Below are 16,666 nucleotides of genomic sequence, written 5' to 3' on the forward strand. Positions count from 1 at the left end.
CTTGGCGGGGACCCCTGCGGAGCGTTGTCGGCGGGACTCAGCTGGAGCCGGAGATCTTCCAGTAGCCGACGGTGGGCAGGGTGTCCGGTCCGACCGGGCCCCTACCCCAGAAGTAGTCGTCGAAGTTCGCGATCCACGAGCTGCCGATCGGCCCCATGGTCGCCCACCGCACCCACGACGGCTGGGTGTCGATCGACGCCTGGGCCCACGCCACCCGCACCTTCATCGGCCGCAGGAAGCTCGGGAACGGCCTGCGCAGCAGGTAGTTGCCGTACCGGGAGCCGAACCCGCCGCTCTGCACCACCGCGGTCTCGAAGCTGTTGATCTGGTGCAGCCCCCGGAACGCCGGGCCCCACCGCTGCCACCACGGCTGCCCGCTCGCCGTGTTCTGCAGCAGGTTCGGCGTGTACAGGCTCATCCACTCGGCGTCCCGGTTGCCCCAGCGGGCCTCGGTGTTGCGCAGCGTGTTGTCCGTGACGGCGCTGCACCCCGCGAACGACAGCCCGAACGCGCCGCCCCGACCGTGGTAGTAGGTCATGTCGACGTCGTCGGCGTACACGTGGTCCTGGCCGCCCACGAACACCGGGTCCTTGAAGTCCTGCTCCCACGAGTTCGGGCCGGTCCAGCTGAACTGCACCGGGATCCCCGCGTTGGTGAACCGGGTGTTGAAGCCGGTGATGTCGGTCGGCACGCCGGACAGGGACTGGCACGTCCCGGTACCGGAGCTGCCGACGTCGACCCGCGTGGTCCACTGCGCGCCCACGTCGGCGCCCACGTCGGTGGTCGTGGCGGCGCGTGCTCGCGGCGGCACCGAGGGGTCCGGCGCCGGGGTGGAGCTGCCCTGCACGGCGGGCAGGTAGAACACCGGCGACGACTCGCCCGGGTCCACGCCCTGGCAGCGGAAGAACGGCTCCAGGTGCGTGATGCCCGCCCCGAGCAGACCGGACGGGTAGGCGTAGGTCACCGAGCCGAGCGGTGCCGGACCCATGACCTCGGCGCACTTCTGGTAGCCGTCATCGAGGGGCAGGACCGGCTTCAGGCCGGCGGCGGCGATGGTGCGGGCGGCGTAGGTGAGCTGCGTGACCGCGCCCGTGCCGTCCAGGGACACCCGGATCTTCGAGCCGGGGCCCTCCAGGGCGATGCCGCCGAGTTGGAACGCGAACGACACGGTGGTGTCCAGCGGTGCGCTGATCACCGGGTTGCCGTTGGCGTCGGCGATGTCGAGCGTCGTGTGCGACGCGCCGGCCGTGGCCTCGGCGGGCAGCAGCCCGACGCCGCGCAGGGTCTCGGTGACGCGCTTGGCGGCGTCGTCGAGGGGAACGGCCCTCAGCCCGCGGATGGCGGTGAGGTCGAGCTGGGTCTGGCTGGTGGCCTGCCCGCCCTCGTCGGGCGCGCCCGCGCCGCGGTCGATGCCGGGCACGCGCAGGTGGCGGTCCTCGTCGGTGAACGTGACGACACCCTCGGCGGTGCGTTCGACGGTCTTGAGGCCGAACGCCCGTTGCAGGGTCGCCGCCTGCTCCTGGGTCAACCCCTCGGAGCGGACGGCGTACACGGGTAGCTCGTCCGCGGCGGCCGCGGTGCCTGTGGTGGCACCGGTGAGCGCCGCGGCGCCCAGCAAACCGGACAGGGCGAGCACCGTTGCTCCCCGTCGTCTGGTGGTGGACATGCGCTTCCTCCTTCTGCGCCGCGGGGCAGGGCCCGCGGCACGTGGGGAGGACTCCGGCGGACGGGCCTTGATACCGGACCCGCCGGACATCCACTCGATCGGAGCCAATCTTGTAACGTCGTTGCCGCACAAGGGATTCTTAGGCGGAGAAGTCTGCCCGGGCAGCGCCCTGACCTGCATCGCTCCACAGTGGACCGAACGGCCGGACCGACGGTGCCCGCACATCGGCGGTCGGCGCGGTTCGGGGGTCCGCAGGGGCCGCGCCGCGCGTCACGGGCGGAGGTCGAGGGCGTATTCCACGTCGCCGTGTTCGGCGCCCTCGATGTACTCCGGCCACTGCTCGTGGAACGTCCGCACGTGCTTCAGCCCGACCTTCTCCAGCACCCGCCGCGACCCGGTGTTCACCGCCATCGCGTACGCCACGACCCGGCGCAACCCGGCCGCGGCGGCGTGCTCCACCAACGCCGACGCGCCCTCAGTGGCGTAACCGCGCCCCCAGAAGTCCGGGTGCAGCCGATAACCCAACTCCGCCACACCGTCGCTCACCGGGCTCAGCTCGAACCAGCCGATGAACGCCCCCGAAGCCTTCTCGTGCGCCGCCCACCAACCGCCGCCCAGCAGCTTCGGCAGCACGACCCGCTCCACGTCGGCCCGCGACACCGGCTTGCCGTCCTCGATGTACCGCATCACCCGCGGCTCGCCGAGCAACCACACCAACGAGTCCACATCGGACTCACCGAACCCGCGCAACGCCAGGCGTCCGGTCTCCAGCGGCAGTGGCAGCGACACGCGCCGATTATCGGCCACGAGGTGTTCCGCAACCGCACCGGGGCGAACCGGACCGCGCGGCGGCACGTCGCGACCAGCGACCCACCGCCGCACACCCCACCCTCACCCGGCGCGGGCTAGTTGTCCTTGGTCGCCAACCGCATCGCCGCCAACGACAGCCCGATCACGATGTAGCACCCGGCCAGCGCCGTGCCGCGCCACAGCTCCTCGGTCGGCAACGGGTCGCGCATCACGTCGATCAGCCCGTTCCACGCCGACGTGATGAGGTACGGGTGCAGCCAGTCCAACGCGCTGAACACGCCCAGCACCGCGAACACGATCACACCGGCCATCGTCGCGGCCATCACCACCAGCGGGTGCTCGGTGCACGCCGAGATCGCCATCGCGATCGCCGCCACACCCCACACCTGCACGGTGACCAGCAGGATCGTCAGCACGATCCGCCCGAGCGCCGCGCCGAACGACAGCGTGGAACCCGACAGCGTGAGCATCCCCTCGCCGCCGAACAGCACCGCACCGGTGATCGCGCCGACGAACGCGATCAACGTGACCGCGAGCAACGTCATCGTGGCCACGCCGAACGCCTTGATGCCCAGCAGCCGGAGCCGGCCCACCGGCGAGATCATCAACCCGCGCAACGTGCCGTGCTGAGCCTCGCCGGCCAGCCCGTCGGCCGCCCAGATCGCACCCACCAGCGGCAGCAGCAGGGGCAGCGCCAGGAACAGCGTGAACACCGGCAGCACCAGGCCGTTGCCCGCGATGATCGCGGCCAGCCCGGGCCCGGCGGGGCCGTCGCCGTCGGCGGCGAACCACAGCCCGATCCCGGCCAGGATCGGCACCAGGCACAGCGACGCGAGCCCGATCACCGTCCGCGGCCGGCGCACGATCCAGCGCAGCTCCGAGCGCAGTTGCCTGCCCAGCGGAGCACGCGTGGCGACCAGCGCGCTCATCGGACCCCCTCCTCGATCGTGTCCACCGCGGACAGGTTGTGCTCGGACTCCTCCGCCTCGGTGAGCCGGGCGAACAGCTCCTCCAGACCGGTGCGGTGCCGACGTGCCTCGTGCACCGCGACCCCCGCGCGCACCAGCGTCTCCACCACCACGGGCGCGGTCGTGCCGATCAGCTCGATCCGCACGCCCGTCGTGGCGTCGTCACCGGAGGTGCCGGCGGTCAACGGCCGCGCCGAGATCCGCCCGGCGCGCAACGCGTTCAGCGCGTCCTCCACGTCCGGCGTGACGACCAGCAGCGAACTGCTGTCCGCGTGCAGCAGCTCGGCCAGCTCACCCTGCGCGACCACGGTCCCGCGGTGCAGCACGGCCACGTGCGTGCACGTCGCCTCGATCTCGCTGAGCAGGTGCGACGACACGACGACCGTGCTGCCCGCCTCGTGCAGGTCCGCGATCACCTTGCGCACCTCGCGCGTGCCGGCCGGGTCGAGCCCGTTGGTCGGCTCGTCCAGCACGATCAGCTTCCGCCGCACCAGCAGCGCCGAGGCCAGGCCCAGCCGCTGCTTCATGCCCAGCGAGTACCCCCGGTAGCGCCGGTGCGCGGCGGCGGCCAGGCCGACCCGCTCCAACGCGTCCTCCACCGCCTGCCTGATGTCACCGGTGGCCAGCAGCGGCTCGAACGCCGCCGCCCGCCGCAGGTTCTCCCGACCGGACAGGAACGGGTGGAACCCCGGACCCTCGACCAGCGCGCCCACGTGCGGCAACGCCCGCGCGACGCCGTCGGGCAACGCCTGGCCCAGCAGCTCGACCTCCCCCTCGGTCGGCCGCACGAGCCCGAGCAGCATGCGGATCGTGGTGGTCTTGCCCGACCCGTTCGGGCCGAGCATCCCGAGCACCGCCCCCCGCGGCACGTCGAGGTCCACCCGGTCCACCGCGACGGTGCGCCCGTACACCTTGCGCAGTCCCCGCGTCCGGGCCGCGAGGACCGGGGTGGAGCCGGTGCTCACCGGCTCCACCCGCGCGCTGGTCGAGGTGGTCACTTGACCTGACCGATCGCGTCCACCAACACCTGCTCGGGCACCGCGCCCGCGGCCACCCGGCCGTCGTCGGCGATCAGCACGCCACCGACCCGCGTGGTGATGAGCGTGCCCGAACCCCAGTCGCCGCTGACCTGCTTGCCCAGCTGCTTGAGCAGGCCCTGCACGTCGATCTCCTGACCCTCGCCGTGCTCCTGCCAACGGCCCTCGCGCTCACCCTTCTCCTGCGCCTCGGCGAGACCGGCCAGGGCGTTCTGGGGCATCCGCGCGGCCAGCACGACGTCCCAGCCCTCGCCGACCACCTGCGGGTTCGCCTCGGTGAACGCCTGCTCGGCGGCGGCCTGGTGCTCCGCCGACGGCGCACCGACCTCCGGCTCGGTCACCTTCGCCCCGGGAGGCGGGGTGAACGCGAACAGCGACGCGTCCTGCGGCCCGACGTTCAGGTCGGCGAACCCGACCTGCACGGCGGGCGCGTCCGTGCCGTTGGTCAGCACGGCCACCCGCAGCGGCACCCGCAGCTCCGAGTCCACCGCCACGCGCACCTCGCGCAGCACCGTCTTCTCGGTCGGCTTCGGCGTCAGCACCAGCTCGTACACCGGCCGGTTGGCCACCCGCGCGGTGCCGTCGACGGTGACGTCGCTGAACTCCTGGATCGCCGCCACCACTTGCCGCGACAGCGTCACCGGGTCCGTCGGCGCGGCCTGCGCCTCACCGCTGAGGTCCGGCTTGCCCTCCTCGAAGGCGCCGTGCGGCATCTTGGTGACGGTCTGCTCGGCCGAGTCCCACATCCACGCGGTCTCGCCGTCGTCCACGAACGTGCGCTCGGAGTCGCCGCCGGGCAGCTGCGCCCGCAGCTTGCCCTGGCCGTCGGTCCAGATACGCAGCGAGCTCGCGCCGTCCGACAGCTGCGGCACACCGGCGATCGCCGGGATGCCCAGGTCGTTGTTCACCTCCACCGAACCGCCGAACGCGGTCGGCTGGGCGTTGAGCACGGACTCGACCAGCGCCTCGGCGGTCACGTCCGGCAGCACCGGTGCGGGTCCCGCGCCGGCGGGCATCGCGAGCAGCCCCAGTCCGGTCGCACCGGCGACCACGCCGACCGCCGCCGCCACGACCGTCACCCTTCTCCGGTTCATGTCCCCTCCTCCTACCGGGCAGCCCCTTGCGACCCGACAACCCAGACACTCCTCCGGCCGCCCTGAGATCGTGCTGAGAGCCGCCGCGAGGCTGAGAGCGGACTGAGACTCCCGCGCCGATTGTCCTCCTCACGGGGCATGCTGTGGGCGTGAGACCTCGGGTGCTGGTGGTGGACGACGAGATCGGCGTGCGGCGGGCGTTGGAACGCGGCCTGTCCGCGGAGGGCATGGAGGTGGTCACCGCCGCGGACGGCCCCAACGCCCTGCGGGTGGCGTTGACCGGCGCGTTCGACGTGGTGCTGCTGGACATCATGCTGCCCGGCCTGTCCGGCTACCGGGTGTTGCAGCGGATGCGCGCCGAGGGCGTGCGGACACCCGTGCTGATGGTGTCGGCCAAGGACGGCGAGGTGGACCAGGCCGACGGCCTCGACCTCGGCGCCGACGGCTACCTGGTGAAACCGTTCTCGTTCGTGGTGCTGGTGGCGCAGGTGCGGGCGTTGCTGCGGCGCAACTCGGTCGACCTGGCGCGGCGCAGGCTCAAGCTCGGCGAGCTGGTGGTGGACCGCGCGATGCGCGAGGTGAGCTGGGCGGGTGAGCCGGTGTCGCTCTCGCCGCGCGAGTACGCGGTGCTCGACGTGCTGGCCAGCCGGGCCGGGTCGGTCGTGACCAAGGACGAGCTGCTGCGCACGGTGTGGGGCGACGAGCAGGCGGCGACCCGCAACGCGGTCGAGGTGTACGTCGGCTACCTGCGGCGCAAGCTCGACGCGATGGGCGCGGGCGAGGTCGTGCGGACCGTGCGCGGCCACGGCTACCTGGCGTCCACGCCCGACCTCGACGCGGCGCTCGGTTCGGCGGGGACCAGGCGCAGGTGAGCCCGCGCCGGTGGTGGCTGCGGCGGACGCTGCGGTTCCGGATCACCGTCGTGGCGACCGGCGTGGCCCTGCTGTGCCTGCTCGCGTTCACCCTGCTGGCCCCGCAGCTCATCGGGTTGGTGCAGGTCAGCGCCGTGGACCGGGAGCTGGCCAAGGCGGAGAACGTGCGCGTCCTCGACACCGCGGGCAACCCGTTGGACGGCGGCCCGCGGCCGGACCTCACCCCGGCCGAGATCCGCAGGCTCAAGGCCGGCGAACCGGTGCTGCGCATCGACGGTCCCAGCGCGCACCGGTGGATCGGACGGGTGGAGTTCGCGCCCGACGGCACACCCCGGCTGCACGTCGCGGGCGACACGCTGGTCGGCTACCGCGAGGCCAACACGCTGGGCACGCGCTGGCTCGCGGTGGCCGCGGTGCTGGTCGCGGGGCTGGTGGGGATCGCGACGTGGCTGGCCGTGCGGTCGTCGTTGCGGCCGGTAGAACGGATGCGGGTGGCCGCCGCGGAGCTGCCGCGCGGTCAACGCCTGCCCGTGCCGGCCGCGCGGGACGAGCTGCAAGCGCTTGCGGAGGCGTTGAACGCCCTGCTCGCGCGGCGCGACGAGGCCACCGAACGGCTGCGCCGGTTCACCGGTGACGCCGCGCACGAGCTGCGCTCGCCCGTGACGTCCGTGCGGGCGCAGGCCGAGGTCGCGGTGGCGCACCCCGACCCGGACTTCTCCATCGAGGTGCTGGAATCGGTGGTGGAGGAGTCCGAACGGCTGTCCGCGCTGGTCGACGCGTTGCTGCTGCTGGCCCGTGCGGACACCGGCGAGCTGCCCCGCGCCGAGCCCGTCGACCTGGTGCTGCAGGCGCAGGCGGCGGTGGACCGGCTGGGTGAGACCGAGCTGCTGGTGCGGCTCGCGGCGCCGATGAGCGCGTGCCTGATCTCCGCCGCGGGCACCGAGGTGGAGCTCGTGCTGGACAACCTGCTGCGCAACGCGGCACGGCACGCGCGCACGTTCATCCGGATCTCGGTGCTGCCGGCCGTGCGCGAGGTGCGGTTGCTGGTGGACGACGACGGGCACGGCATCCCCGAGGAGCACCGGGAGAAGGTGTTCGACCGGTTCTACCGGGTCGAGTCCGACCGCGGGCGGGCCACCGGCGGGTTCGGCCTCGGGTTGGCGCTGGTGGCGCACCTGGTGCGACGTCGGCGGGGGACGATCCGGGCGGGCGAGTCGCCCGAGGGCGGTGCCCGGCTGGAGGTGCGCTGGCCGCTGTACCGGTGAGGACGCCGCCGGCGGGCCGCGCTCTGACAGGATGGGCGACCGTGCCCGAGTTGAGAACCACCACCCTGGTCGACGCGCCGCTGCGGACGGTCGCCGCCGCGTTGCTGGACGCCCGGCTGCTGGCACGCGCCGTGCGCGGCCTGGGCGTGCGGATCTCGGGTGGCGGGCCGGTGCTGTTCGTCGGGGCGACGCTGGCCGGGTCCGTGGGTCCGGTCAACGGGACGCTGGTCGTGACGCGGGCCGACACCACGGGCGTGTCCGCCGAGCTGGTCGGCGGGCCGTTGCCGCGGTTCACGCTGGTCACGGACCTGCTGCACACCGGTGGCGGCACGATGGTGGTCGACTCGGTGGAGTGGTCCAGCCCCGGCGGGCCGTTCGGGCGGCTGGCGGACGTCCTGGTGGGGCGTGGCCTGGCCCTGAAGGTCTTGGAAGCGCGTGCCGCCGCCGTGTCCGCGCGCAGCATGACCCTGTTGAACGCGCGTGTGGTGGTGGGTGCCGCCATCGTCCACAACGGCCGGCTGCTCGCCCAGCAACGCAGCTACCCACCCGAAGCGGCCGGCAAGTGGGAGCTCCCGGGCGGCCGCGTGGAACCGGACGAAACGGACCACGCCGCCGTGATCCGCGAGTGCGCCGAGGAGCTGGGCGTCACCGTCACCCCGGGCGCGCAGGTCGGCCCGGACGTCCCCCTGCGCCCCGACCTGATCCTCCGCGCCTACACCGCCACCCTCGCCTCGGGCACCCCGACCCCGACCGACCACCAGGCGATCCGCTGGCTGACCTCCGCCGACCTGGACACCGTCGACTGGCTCCCCGCCGACCGCGTCCTCCTCCCCTCCCTCCACCCCCTCCTCTAACCCCACCTCCCGCGAGAGTCCTACCTCCAGCACCCGAGAGTCCTACCTCCAGCCCGCGCGTGTCCTACGTTCAGAACGCGCGTGTCCTACGTTCGGAACACCCGAGTTCAACGCTCAGACGCGCGGCGGGGGCGTGAGCGTTGAATTCGGGGTGCGTGAACGTAGGACTCTCGCGACGTGGAGGTAGGACTCTCGCGGGGTGGAGGTAGGACTCTCGGGTGGGTGGGTGGTCAGCCCAGGCCGGACATGCGGAGGGCGGCGTCGAGGCGGTGGCCGCAGCGCTCACGGGAGCGTTCCGCGCCGTGCGCGCGCGCCCGGTCGAGCTCGGCCGGGTCGTTCAACAATCCCTGCGTCACCTCCCGCACGGACCGCAGCTCCTCGATCACCGCCTCCGCCGTGACCTCCTTCAACTCCGCGTAGTCGGTCAGCGAACCCGCCAACTCCTGCGGGTCCTTGCCCGTGCACGCGGCCAGGATCTCCAGCAGGTTCGCCACGCCCGGCTGCGCCTCCGGCGCGTAGCGCACCTCGCCGAGGTCGTCGGTCACCGCACGCCGGATCTTGCGGCGCACCAGGTCCGGCGGGTCCAGCACGAACACCGTGCCCGCCGCGTCCTTCGCGGTCTTGGCCATCTTCCGCGACGGATCGGCCAGGTCGCGGACCCTCGCCGCGGTCGGCGGCACCACGGACCGGGGCATCACGAACACCTCGCCGTACGTGCCGTTGAACCGCCGCGCCAGCACCCGCGCCAGCTCGACGTGCTGCCGCTGGTCGTCACCGACCGGCACCTCGTGCGCGCCCTGCAACAGGATGTCGGCCGCCATCAGCACCGGGTAGGTGAGCAGGCTCAACCTCACCGATGACCGGCCCGCCGACTTCTCCTTGAACTGGATCATCCGGGCGGCCTCGCCGTAGGTGCAGGTGCACTCCAGCACCCACGTCAACGCGCCGAGCTCGCGGACCAGGTCCGACTGCACGGCCACCGACCTCGGGTCGACGCCGGCGGCGATGAGCACCGCCAACTGCTCCCGGGTCAACGATCGCAGCCGTGACGGGTTGTGCGACGTCGTCATCGCGTGCAGGTCGCTGATGAAGTAGACGTCCTCCTCGGTGCCCTCGGCGGCCCACCGCCTGATGGCGCCGAGGTAGTTGCCCAGCTGGACGGGGCCGGACGGGGTGATCGCGGACAGCCTGATCATGGTGATCCCTTCGGGTGTGCCCGCTCGAAGTGACCCCGAACATGCCGAAGGCCGCCCCAGCGGGCGGCCTGCGTTCGTCTGACGCGCAGTTCTCAGGGCCGCCGGAAGGCGGACCACCAGAACGGGTAAAGAGTGCGCATAGCCGCGATTCTAGCGTGTTACGCCGGTGTGGCGGAGGTCTACATTTCTTCTATGTACGTCGTGCTGCTGGAGTACACCGCAACGCTGGACGAGGTCGACTACACCCTCCCGGACCACGTGGAGTGGCTGGCGAAGCAGTACGAGGCCGGGCACTTCCTGGCCTCGGGCCGTCAAGTGCCCCGCGTGGGTGGCGTGATCATCGCGCGGCCGATGCCACGCGGGAAGCTGGACGCGCTGCTGGCCACCGACCCGTTCGCGATCCGCAAGCTGGCGAAGTACCAGGTGGTGGAGTTCCAGGCCACCCGGACGGCGCCCGAACTGGCCAGGGTGAACGAAGCGGTGCTGGGCTAGCCGCCGTTCGACCCCCACCCCCACCCGGCGTCGGCCGGGCGGCAGGTGTCATGCGGCCGACTCGCGGGCCTTCTTGCCCTTCTTTCCGGTCTTCTTTCCCGCCTTGCGCTCCTGCTTGGCGGCCTTCCGCGCCGCCTTCTCCCTGGCCTTGAGCAGCACCACGACCGGACAGCTCTTGCAACGCGGCGTCGAACGGCAGCACTTCTTCTTCACCTTGACCTTGCCCACGCGGCGTGCTCCACTCATCCGGGTGTCCTCAGAGTAGGTGAGGCTGACCTCACCTGCTGTCCGTGTGTGGTAAGGGCACCGGGACCGGTAAGCTGTACTCAGGCTGCGCGCGATCCACGTCCGGCGCCTGGCTTCCTCGCAAAGACAGCTCTAGGAGTTCCGCGTGCCCACGGCCACCGCGTCGATCAAGGAAACGCTGGTCCGCAACGACCTGCGCAACGTCGCGATCGTCGCGCACGTTGACCACGGCAAGACGACCCTCGTCGACGCCATGCTCCGCCAGTCCGGCGCCTTCTCCGCACGAGCCGAGCTCGTCGACCGGGTCATGGACTCGGGCGAGCTGGAGCGCGAGAAGGGCATCACGATCCTGGCCAAGAACACCGCGGTCCGCCGCCACACGCCCGACGGCCCGGTGACCATCAACGTGGTGGACACCCCCGGCCACGCCGACTTCGGTGGCGAGGTCGAACGCGGCCTGGCGATGGTCGACGGCGTGGTGCTGCTGGTGGACGCCTCGGAGGGCCCGCTCCCGCAGACCCGGTTCGTGCTGCGCAAGACGCTGGCCGCCGGTCTGCCGGTGATCCTGGTGGTGAACAAGGTCGACCGCCCCGACGCCCGGATCTCCGAGGTCGTCGACGAGGCCCACGACCTGCTGCTCGACCTGGCCAGCGAGGTCGGCGCCGACGACTCGGTGCTCGACCTGCCCGTCGTCTACGCCTCGGCGCGCGCCGGCCGGGCGTCGCTCAACCAGCCCGAGGACGGCGGCCAGCCCGACGAGGAGAACCTCGACGTGCTGTTCGAGGTCCTGTTCAAGCACATCCCCGCCCCGATGGGTGACGCCGACGCGCCGCTGCGCGCGCTGGTGACCAACCTCGACGCGTCGTCGTTCCTCGGCCGCATCGCGCTGTGCCGCATCGAGGCCGGTCGCATCCGCAAGGGCGAGACCGTGGCGTGGTGCCGCGAGGACGGCTCCATCCACAAGGTCCGCATCACCGAGCTGCTGATCACCGAGGCGCTGGACCGCGTGCCCGCCGAGCAGGCGCGGGCGGGTGACCTGGTCGCCATCGCCGGCATCCCGGAGATCACCATCGGCGACACGCTCGCCGACGTGGACAACCCGGAGCCGCTGCCGCGGATCACCGTGGACGAGCCCGCGATCTCGATGACGATCGGCGTCAACACCTCGCCGCTGGCCGGCCGCAACGGCGGCACCAAGCTGACCGCGCGCGTGCTCAAGGCCCGGTTGGACTCGGAGCTGGTCGGCAACGTGTCGGTGCGCGTGCTGCCCACCGAGCGCCCGGACACCTGGGAGGTGCAGGGCCGCGGTGAGCTGGCGCTGGCCATCCTGGTCGAGCAGATGAAGCGCGAGGGCTTCGAGCTGACCGTCGGCAAGCCGCAGGTGGTCACCAAGACCGTCGACGGCAAGCTGCACGAGCCGTTCGAGCGGCTGACCATCGACGCGCCGGAGGACCACCTGGGCGCCATCACCCAGCTGCTGGCCAACCGCAAGGGCCGGATGGAGAACATGGCCGGCCACGGCACCGGCCGGATCAAGCTGGAGTACGTCGTGCCGTCGCGCGGCCTCATCGGCTTCCGCACCGAGTTCCTCACCGAGACGCGCGGCACCGGCATCGCGAACGCGGTGTCCGAGGGCTACGGCCCGTGGGCCGGCGAGATCCGGACCAGGCACAACGGTTCGCTGGTGGCCGACCGGTCTGGCCAGATCACCGCGTACGCGATGATCCAGCTCGCCGACCGCGGCACGTTCTTCGTCGAGCCGGGCGCCGACGCGTACGAGGGCATGGTCGTCGGGGAGAACCCGCGCGCCGAGGACCTGGACGTCAACGTCTGCCGTGAGAAGAAGCTGACGAACATGCGCACGTCGACCGCGGACGTGATGGAGACCCTGGCCCGGCCGCGGAAGCTGTCGTTGGAGGAGGCGCTGGAGTTCTGCGCCGCCGACGAGTGCGTCGAGGTCGCGCCGGACGTCGTGCGGGTGCGCAAGGTGACGCTGGACGCCAACCAGCGCGGCCGCGAGCGCAACCGCAACAAGCTGCGGGGCTGAGCGCCCGCTCCTTATATATAGGGTGTGCTGACGGGCACCCCGGGCTTCGGCCCGGGGTGCCCGTCGTTTCAGCGGTGTTTCCACCGGTCGCACCGACACCACGCCGGTGAGCTCGGACACGCGCCGCGGGTGTCGCGCGTCACGCCCCAGGCGCGGGGGTGGTGGAAGTCGCGGGGTTGGGCGTCACCTGTCGGCGCCGTCTGGCACGCTCGTACCCATGGGGAAGCGAACGGTTCTCGCGGTGTTGGCCGCGCTCGCGCTGGCGGGCTGCACGGCGACGCCCCCGCCGCCCCTGGTGCCCTCGACGCCGGGCATGACGGTCGTGCCGAAGGAGAAGCTGAACGAGATCGTCGTCGGGATGGACGACGTCAAGGGCGGCTACAACCCGCACACGTTGGCCGGCCAGAGCACGGTCACCACGGCGCTGGCCGCGCTGCTGCTGCCGTCGACCTTCCGGACCGCCGCCGACGGCAGCCCGCGGCTCGACCTGGACCTCGTGGTCAGCGCCGAGGTGACCAGCGCGGAGCCGTACACGGTTACGTACACGTTGCGCCGCGATGCCAGCTGGTCGGACTCGGCGCCCATCGCGGCGGAGGACTTCGTCTACCTCTGGCAGCGGATGCGGGAGGAGCCTGGTGTGGTCGACCCCGCCGGGTACCGGCTGATCGACGACATCGCCAGCCGTGAGGGCGGCAAGGTCGTCGAGGTGGTGTTCGGCAAGCCCTACCCCGGGTGGCGGAACCTGTTCCGCGACCTCCTGCCCGCCCACCTGCTCAAGGACGCCCCCGGCGGGTGGAGCGCGGCGTTGGCGGACAGCTTCCCGGCCACCGCCGGGCCGTTCGCGGTCCGCACGCTCGACCAGCCGCGCGGCGAGATCGTGCTGGAGCGCAGCGACCGGTTCTGGGAGGCGCCGCCCGCGCTCGACCGGCTGATCCTGCGCCGCGCGAGCCAGCACGACACGATCGAGGCGTTGAACACCGGTGACGACCAGGTCGCCCTCATCCGCGCGGACGCCATCGCGACCAAGGACGTCGAGGAACTGGCCAAGACCACCTCGCTCGCCTCCGTCGTCGTCCCCCGTCCGGAGGTCGTCCAACTGCTCCTCCGCCCCGCGTCGCCGCGGATGCAGGACGTCCGCGTCCGCACCGCCGTGATGAACGCGCTGGACCGCGAAGAGCTCATCGCCGTCGGCACCCGCAGCGGTCCCAGCGCGGGCCTGCGCGCCGACGCCCAGGTGATCCCGCCGAGCAAGCTCGGTTACACCCCGACGATGCCCGCCAAGGCCGGTGACCCGGTGCAACTGCTCACCGAGGCGGGTTACACCCGACCGGGGGGTGGGCAGTGGGGGCGGGACAACAAGCCGCTGGAGTTGACCATCGCCGCACCGGCCGGGATCGAGCCGTACGTGACCATCGCGAACCGCGTTCAGCGTCAACTGTCATTGTCCGGAATCGCCGCACGCGTCCTGACAACGCAGCCCAATCAGTTGTTCGGCCAAGATCTGTCGGATACCGCCGCGTCCAATGAGGCCATCGACATTGCCGTCGTGCCGCAGCTCGACACCGGCGATTCCGCGGCCGTTCTGGCTTCCACATTCGGCTGCCGGCCGTCGCCCGAGGACGGCGGTACACCCATTCCGGCGAATCTGTCCGGTTTCTGCGACCAAGCGGTCCAACCGGTGATCGAACAGGCCCTCAGCGGCGAGGTGCTGCTCGCCGACGCGCTGCGGACGGTCGAGCCGGTGCTCTGGCAGCAGGCCGTCGCGATGCCGTTGTTCCAGGTAGCGGACCTGTTGGTGATCCTGCCGCAGGCCGAGAAGGTCACCGCGGGCCCGCCGTTCGCCGGTCCGCTCAGCACCGCGCGCACCTGGCGGCGCGAAGATCGTTGACCGTTGACATCCACGAAACACTGGCTTCAAGATGCGTTCGCGGTGCAGTATTGACAGTATTCTCGTCGTCCGGTTAACGAACGCTCCCGCCCGGTAACGACGGAGTCGCGTGCTGCGACCAACGTGTCACCCTTTGGTCACGATCGGCCGAGGGGCAGTGACCGTGCCGCGCACTGGTTCTTATCGTGCTGCAACGGTGTGTCGGTTCGGGGCGCGTTTGGCACATCACGGTTATGGGTGGAAGTCGGCCCAAACGGTCGCTCCAACCCAGTGCTAGGAGGGCACGTGTCGATGAGGAGATCAAAGGCTGTCACGGCGTTCGCGCTGCTGACCTCAGCCACGCTCGTGTTGAGCGCGTGCGGCGGCGGCGGCACGAGCGGCGATCAGGGTGGTCAGCAGAACGCCGACCCCGGCAAGATCGGTTCACAGGACGAGGTGTTCCAGCGTCCCAAGGTTGACGACATCGGCGAGATCGCCATCGCCGTCGAAGAGGGCTTCGACGACTACCAGAACTTCATCGGTGCGTCGAACAGCTTCGCGAACACGATCGCGTTGACCAACGTGACGCCTTCGCCCTACTTCACCGACTTCGTCGACGGCAAGCTGGTCATCAAGGTCGACGGCGACCTGATGGAGTCGATCAAGGTCGTCTCCAGTGACCCGCAGGTCATCGAGTGGAAGGTGCGCAAGGAGGCCGTCTGGTCCGACGGCGAGCAGGTCGACTGCGACGACTTCTACCTGAAGTGGCTGGCGGCGACGAGCAAGGCGACCGTCAAGGGCGACGACGGCACCGAGGCGTCGATCTGGGACACCACGCCGACCGGGTACGAGAACATCGAGAAGATCGAGTGCTCGGACAACGACAAGACCGTCAAGACCTCGTTCTTCAAGGACAAGCCGTACGCCGACTACCGCGGCATCTTCTCCAGCCCCGGTAGCGACGCGCTCCTCCCGGCGCACGTCCTGGAGAAGCAGACCGGCATCGCCGACATCATGAAGGTCAAGCCGGAGCAGAACGACGACGAGGTCAAGAAGGCCGCGGAGTTCTTCACCAAGGGCTGGCGGGGCTTCGACAAGGCGCTGTCGCTGTCCGCTGGTCCCTACCTCATCGAGTCGTCGGACCTGAAGGACCAGACGGTCCTCGTCCGCAACCCGAAGTGGTGGGGCAACCCCGGCGGTCCGGCGCGGGTCATCCTCAAGACCAACACCGACTCGCAGTCGGCGACCCAGCAGCTGCAGAACAAGGAAGTCGCCGTGATCGCGCCGCAGGCCGACCCGGCGGTGGCGCTGCAGCTCCGCGGTGACAGCGCGTTCAACGTCTTCGCGGCCGGTGGCCAGACCTTCGAGCACGTCGACTTCAACATGTCGCTGCCCCTGTTCAAGCAGAACAAGGAACTGCGGCTGGCGATCGCCCAGTGCTTCGACAACCAGGGCCTGGTCGACAAGCTGATCAAGGACGTGGACCCGAGCGCCAAGCCGCTCGGCAGCCTGGTGATGATGCCCAACGAGGTCGGCTACGAGGACCACTACAGCGACGTCGGCAAGGGTGACGTGGCTGCGGCCAAGAAGACCCTCGAAGACGCGGGCTGGAAGCAGGGCGCCGACGGCATCTACGCCAAGGGCGAGTTCCGCGCGTCGTTCAAGCTGGGCCACAAGATCGTCCAGCGTCGTGCCGACACGGTCCGCATCCTGCAGGACAAGTGCAAGCAGGCCGGCATCGAGATCATCGACGACCAGGCGGACGACTTCAACTCCAAGCGGCTCACCGCGAGCGAGTTCGACGCGGCGCTGTTCGCGTGGGTCGGTCAGCCCCTGAAGGCCGGTGCCTACGGCAACTACGCGTCGAAGGACGCGGGTGGCTCGGGCAACTACAACCTGTACTCCAACCGGCAGGTCGACGAGAAGTGGAAGGCCGCCAACGGCGAGCTGGACTACGCCAAGCGCCTCACCATGATGAACGAGGTCGACAAGCTGATGCGGGACGACCTGCACAGCGTCCCGCTGTTCCAGCTGCCCGACTTCGCGGCGAGCGACGCGAACATCGGCCCGATCGCCTACGTCGGCGTCGGTGGCGGTGTCACGTGGAACCTCTTCGCGTGGCAGAAGAAGTAGCAAGCACGTTCAGCCGGTTCGCTTGAGCTGTAGAAGATGAGTCCGGCCCGGGGGGTCGGTGCCGACCGCACCGACCCCCCGGACGGTGTCCGCGTTCCGGTGGGTGGGATCGCCGGCCG

Annotated in this window: 14 protein-coding genes; 7 read left to right on the top strand and 7 right to left on the bottom strand. The window is 71.0% G+C overall.

Going from position 1 to position 16,666, the window contains the following annotated elements; translation table 11 throughout:
* Positions 1-37: 37 nt before the first annotated feature.
* The 5 genes from ACYVLT_RS24900 to ACYVLT_RS24920 form a co-directional block, all read right to left on the bottom strand.
* Positions 38-1,666: a DUF6345 domain-containing protein gene (locus ACYVLT_RS24900; RefSeq protein WP_461122613.1), complete on the bottom strand. Its 1,629-nt coding sequence runs from the start codon at positions 1,664-1,666 to the stop codon at positions 38-40.
* A gap of 270 nt (positions 1,667-1,936) precedes the next feature.
* Positions 1,937-2,455, bottom strand: a complete 519-nt coding sequence (locus ACYVLT_RS24905) for a GNAT family N-acetyltransferase (RefSeq protein ID WP_461122614.1) — start codon at positions 2,453-2,455, stop codon at positions 1,937-1,939.
* Between the two features lie 116 nt (positions 2,456-2,571).
* Positions 2,572-3,405 (bottom strand): ABC transporter permease, encoded by an 834-nt coding sequence (locus ACYVLT_RS24910; protein WP_461122615.1) that lies wholly within the window; start codon positions 3,403-3,405, stop codon positions 2,572-2,574.
* Positions 3,402-4,442: an ABC transporter ATP-binding protein gene (locus tag ACYVLT_RS24915; protein WP_461122616.1), complete on the bottom strand. Its 1,041-nt coding sequence runs from the start codon at positions 4,440-4,442 to the stop codon at positions 3,402-3,404. The genes ACYVLT_RS24910 and ACYVLT_RS24915 overlap by 4 nt, the downstream gene beginning before the upstream one ends.
* On the bottom strand, positions 4,439-5,575 hold the full coding sequence (locus tag ACYVLT_RS24920) for a LolA family protein (protein WP_461122617.1): 1,137 nt from the start codon (positions 5,573-5,575) through the stop codon (positions 4,439-4,441). The genes ACYVLT_RS24915 and ACYVLT_RS24920 overlap by 4 nt, the downstream gene beginning before the upstream one ends.
* Positions 5,576-5,724: 149 nt before the next feature.
* Here ACYVLT_RS24920 and ACYVLT_RS24925 point away from each other — a divergent pair, with 149 nt between their 5' ends.
* The 3 genes from ACYVLT_RS24925 to ACYVLT_RS24935 are packed head-to-tail and all read left to right on the top strand — an operon-like array spanning position 5,725 to position 8,566.
* A complete protein-coding gene (locus ACYVLT_RS24925; RefSeq protein WP_461122618.1) occupies positions 5,725-6,447 on the top strand; it encodes a response regulator transcription factor in 723 nt (240 codons plus the stop codon).
* A complete protein-coding gene (locus tag ACYVLT_RS24930; RefSeq protein ID WP_461122619.1) occupies positions 6,444-7,712 on the top strand; it encodes a sensor histidine kinase in 1,269 nt (422 codons plus the stop codon). The genes ACYVLT_RS24925 and ACYVLT_RS24930 overlap by 4 nt, the downstream gene beginning before the upstream one ends.
* 41 nt (positions 7,713-7,753) lie before the next feature.
* A complete protein-coding gene (locus ACYVLT_RS24935; protein ID WP_461122620.1) occupies positions 7,754-8,566 on the top strand; it encodes a (deoxy)nucleoside triphosphate pyrophosphohydrolase in 813 nt (270 codons plus the stop codon).
* A 230-nt stretch (positions 8,567-8,796) separates the two neighbouring features.
* Here ACYVLT_RS24935 and trpS read toward each other — a convergent pair whose 3' ends face one another.
* Complete coding sequence (trpS, locus tag ACYVLT_RS24940; RefSeq protein WP_461122621.1) at positions 8,797-9,762, bottom strand: tryptophan--tRNA ligase; 966 nt, start codon at positions 9,760-9,762, stop codon at positions 8,797-8,799.
* A 192-nt stretch (positions 9,763-9,954) separates the two neighbouring features.
* Here trpS and ACYVLT_RS24945 point away from each other — a divergent pair, with 192 nt between their 5' ends.
* Positions 9,955-10,254 carry a YciI family protein gene (locus tag ACYVLT_RS24945; RefSeq protein ID WP_461122622.1) on the top strand — a complete coding sequence of 100 codons (300 nt, stop codon included), beginning with the start codon at positions 9,955-9,957 and terminating at the stop codon, positions 10,252-10,254.
* A 48-nt stretch (positions 10,255-10,302) separates the two neighbouring features.
* Here ACYVLT_RS24945 and ACYVLT_RS24950 read toward each other — a convergent pair whose 3' ends face one another.
* Positions 10,303-10,500 carry a hypothetical protein gene (locus tag ACYVLT_RS24950; protein ID WP_461122623.1) on the bottom strand — a complete coding sequence of 66 codons (198 nt, stop codon included), beginning with the start codon at positions 10,498-10,500 and terminating at the stop codon, positions 10,303-10,305.
* 145 nt (positions 10,501-10,645) lie between these two features.
* Between ACYVLT_RS24950 and typA the strand changes: the two genes are divergently transcribed.
* From typA to ACYVLT_RS24965, 3 genes are all read left to right on the top strand, one after another.
* Positions 10,646-12,547, top strand: coding sequence for a translational GTPase TypA (gene typA / locus ACYVLT_RS24955; protein WP_461122624.1), 1,902 nt, complete (start codon positions 10,646-10,648; stop codon positions 12,545-12,547).
* A gap of 217 nt (positions 12,548-12,764) precedes the next feature.
* Positions 12,765-14,435 carry an ABC transporter family substrate-binding protein gene (locus ACYVLT_RS24960; protein WP_461122625.1) on the top strand — a complete coding sequence of 557 codons (1,671 nt, stop codon included), beginning with the start codon at positions 12,765-12,767 and terminating at the stop codon, positions 14,433-14,435.
* 291 nt (positions 14,436-14,726) lie between these two features.
* Positions 14,727-16,547, top strand: coding sequence for an ABC transporter family substrate-binding protein (locus ACYVLT_RS24965; protein ID WP_461122626.1), 1,821 nt, complete (start codon positions 14,727-14,729; stop codon positions 16,545-16,547).
* Positions 16,548-16,666: the final 119 nt, after the last annotated feature.

This window comes from Saccharothrix stipae (genome assembly GCF_054781895.1).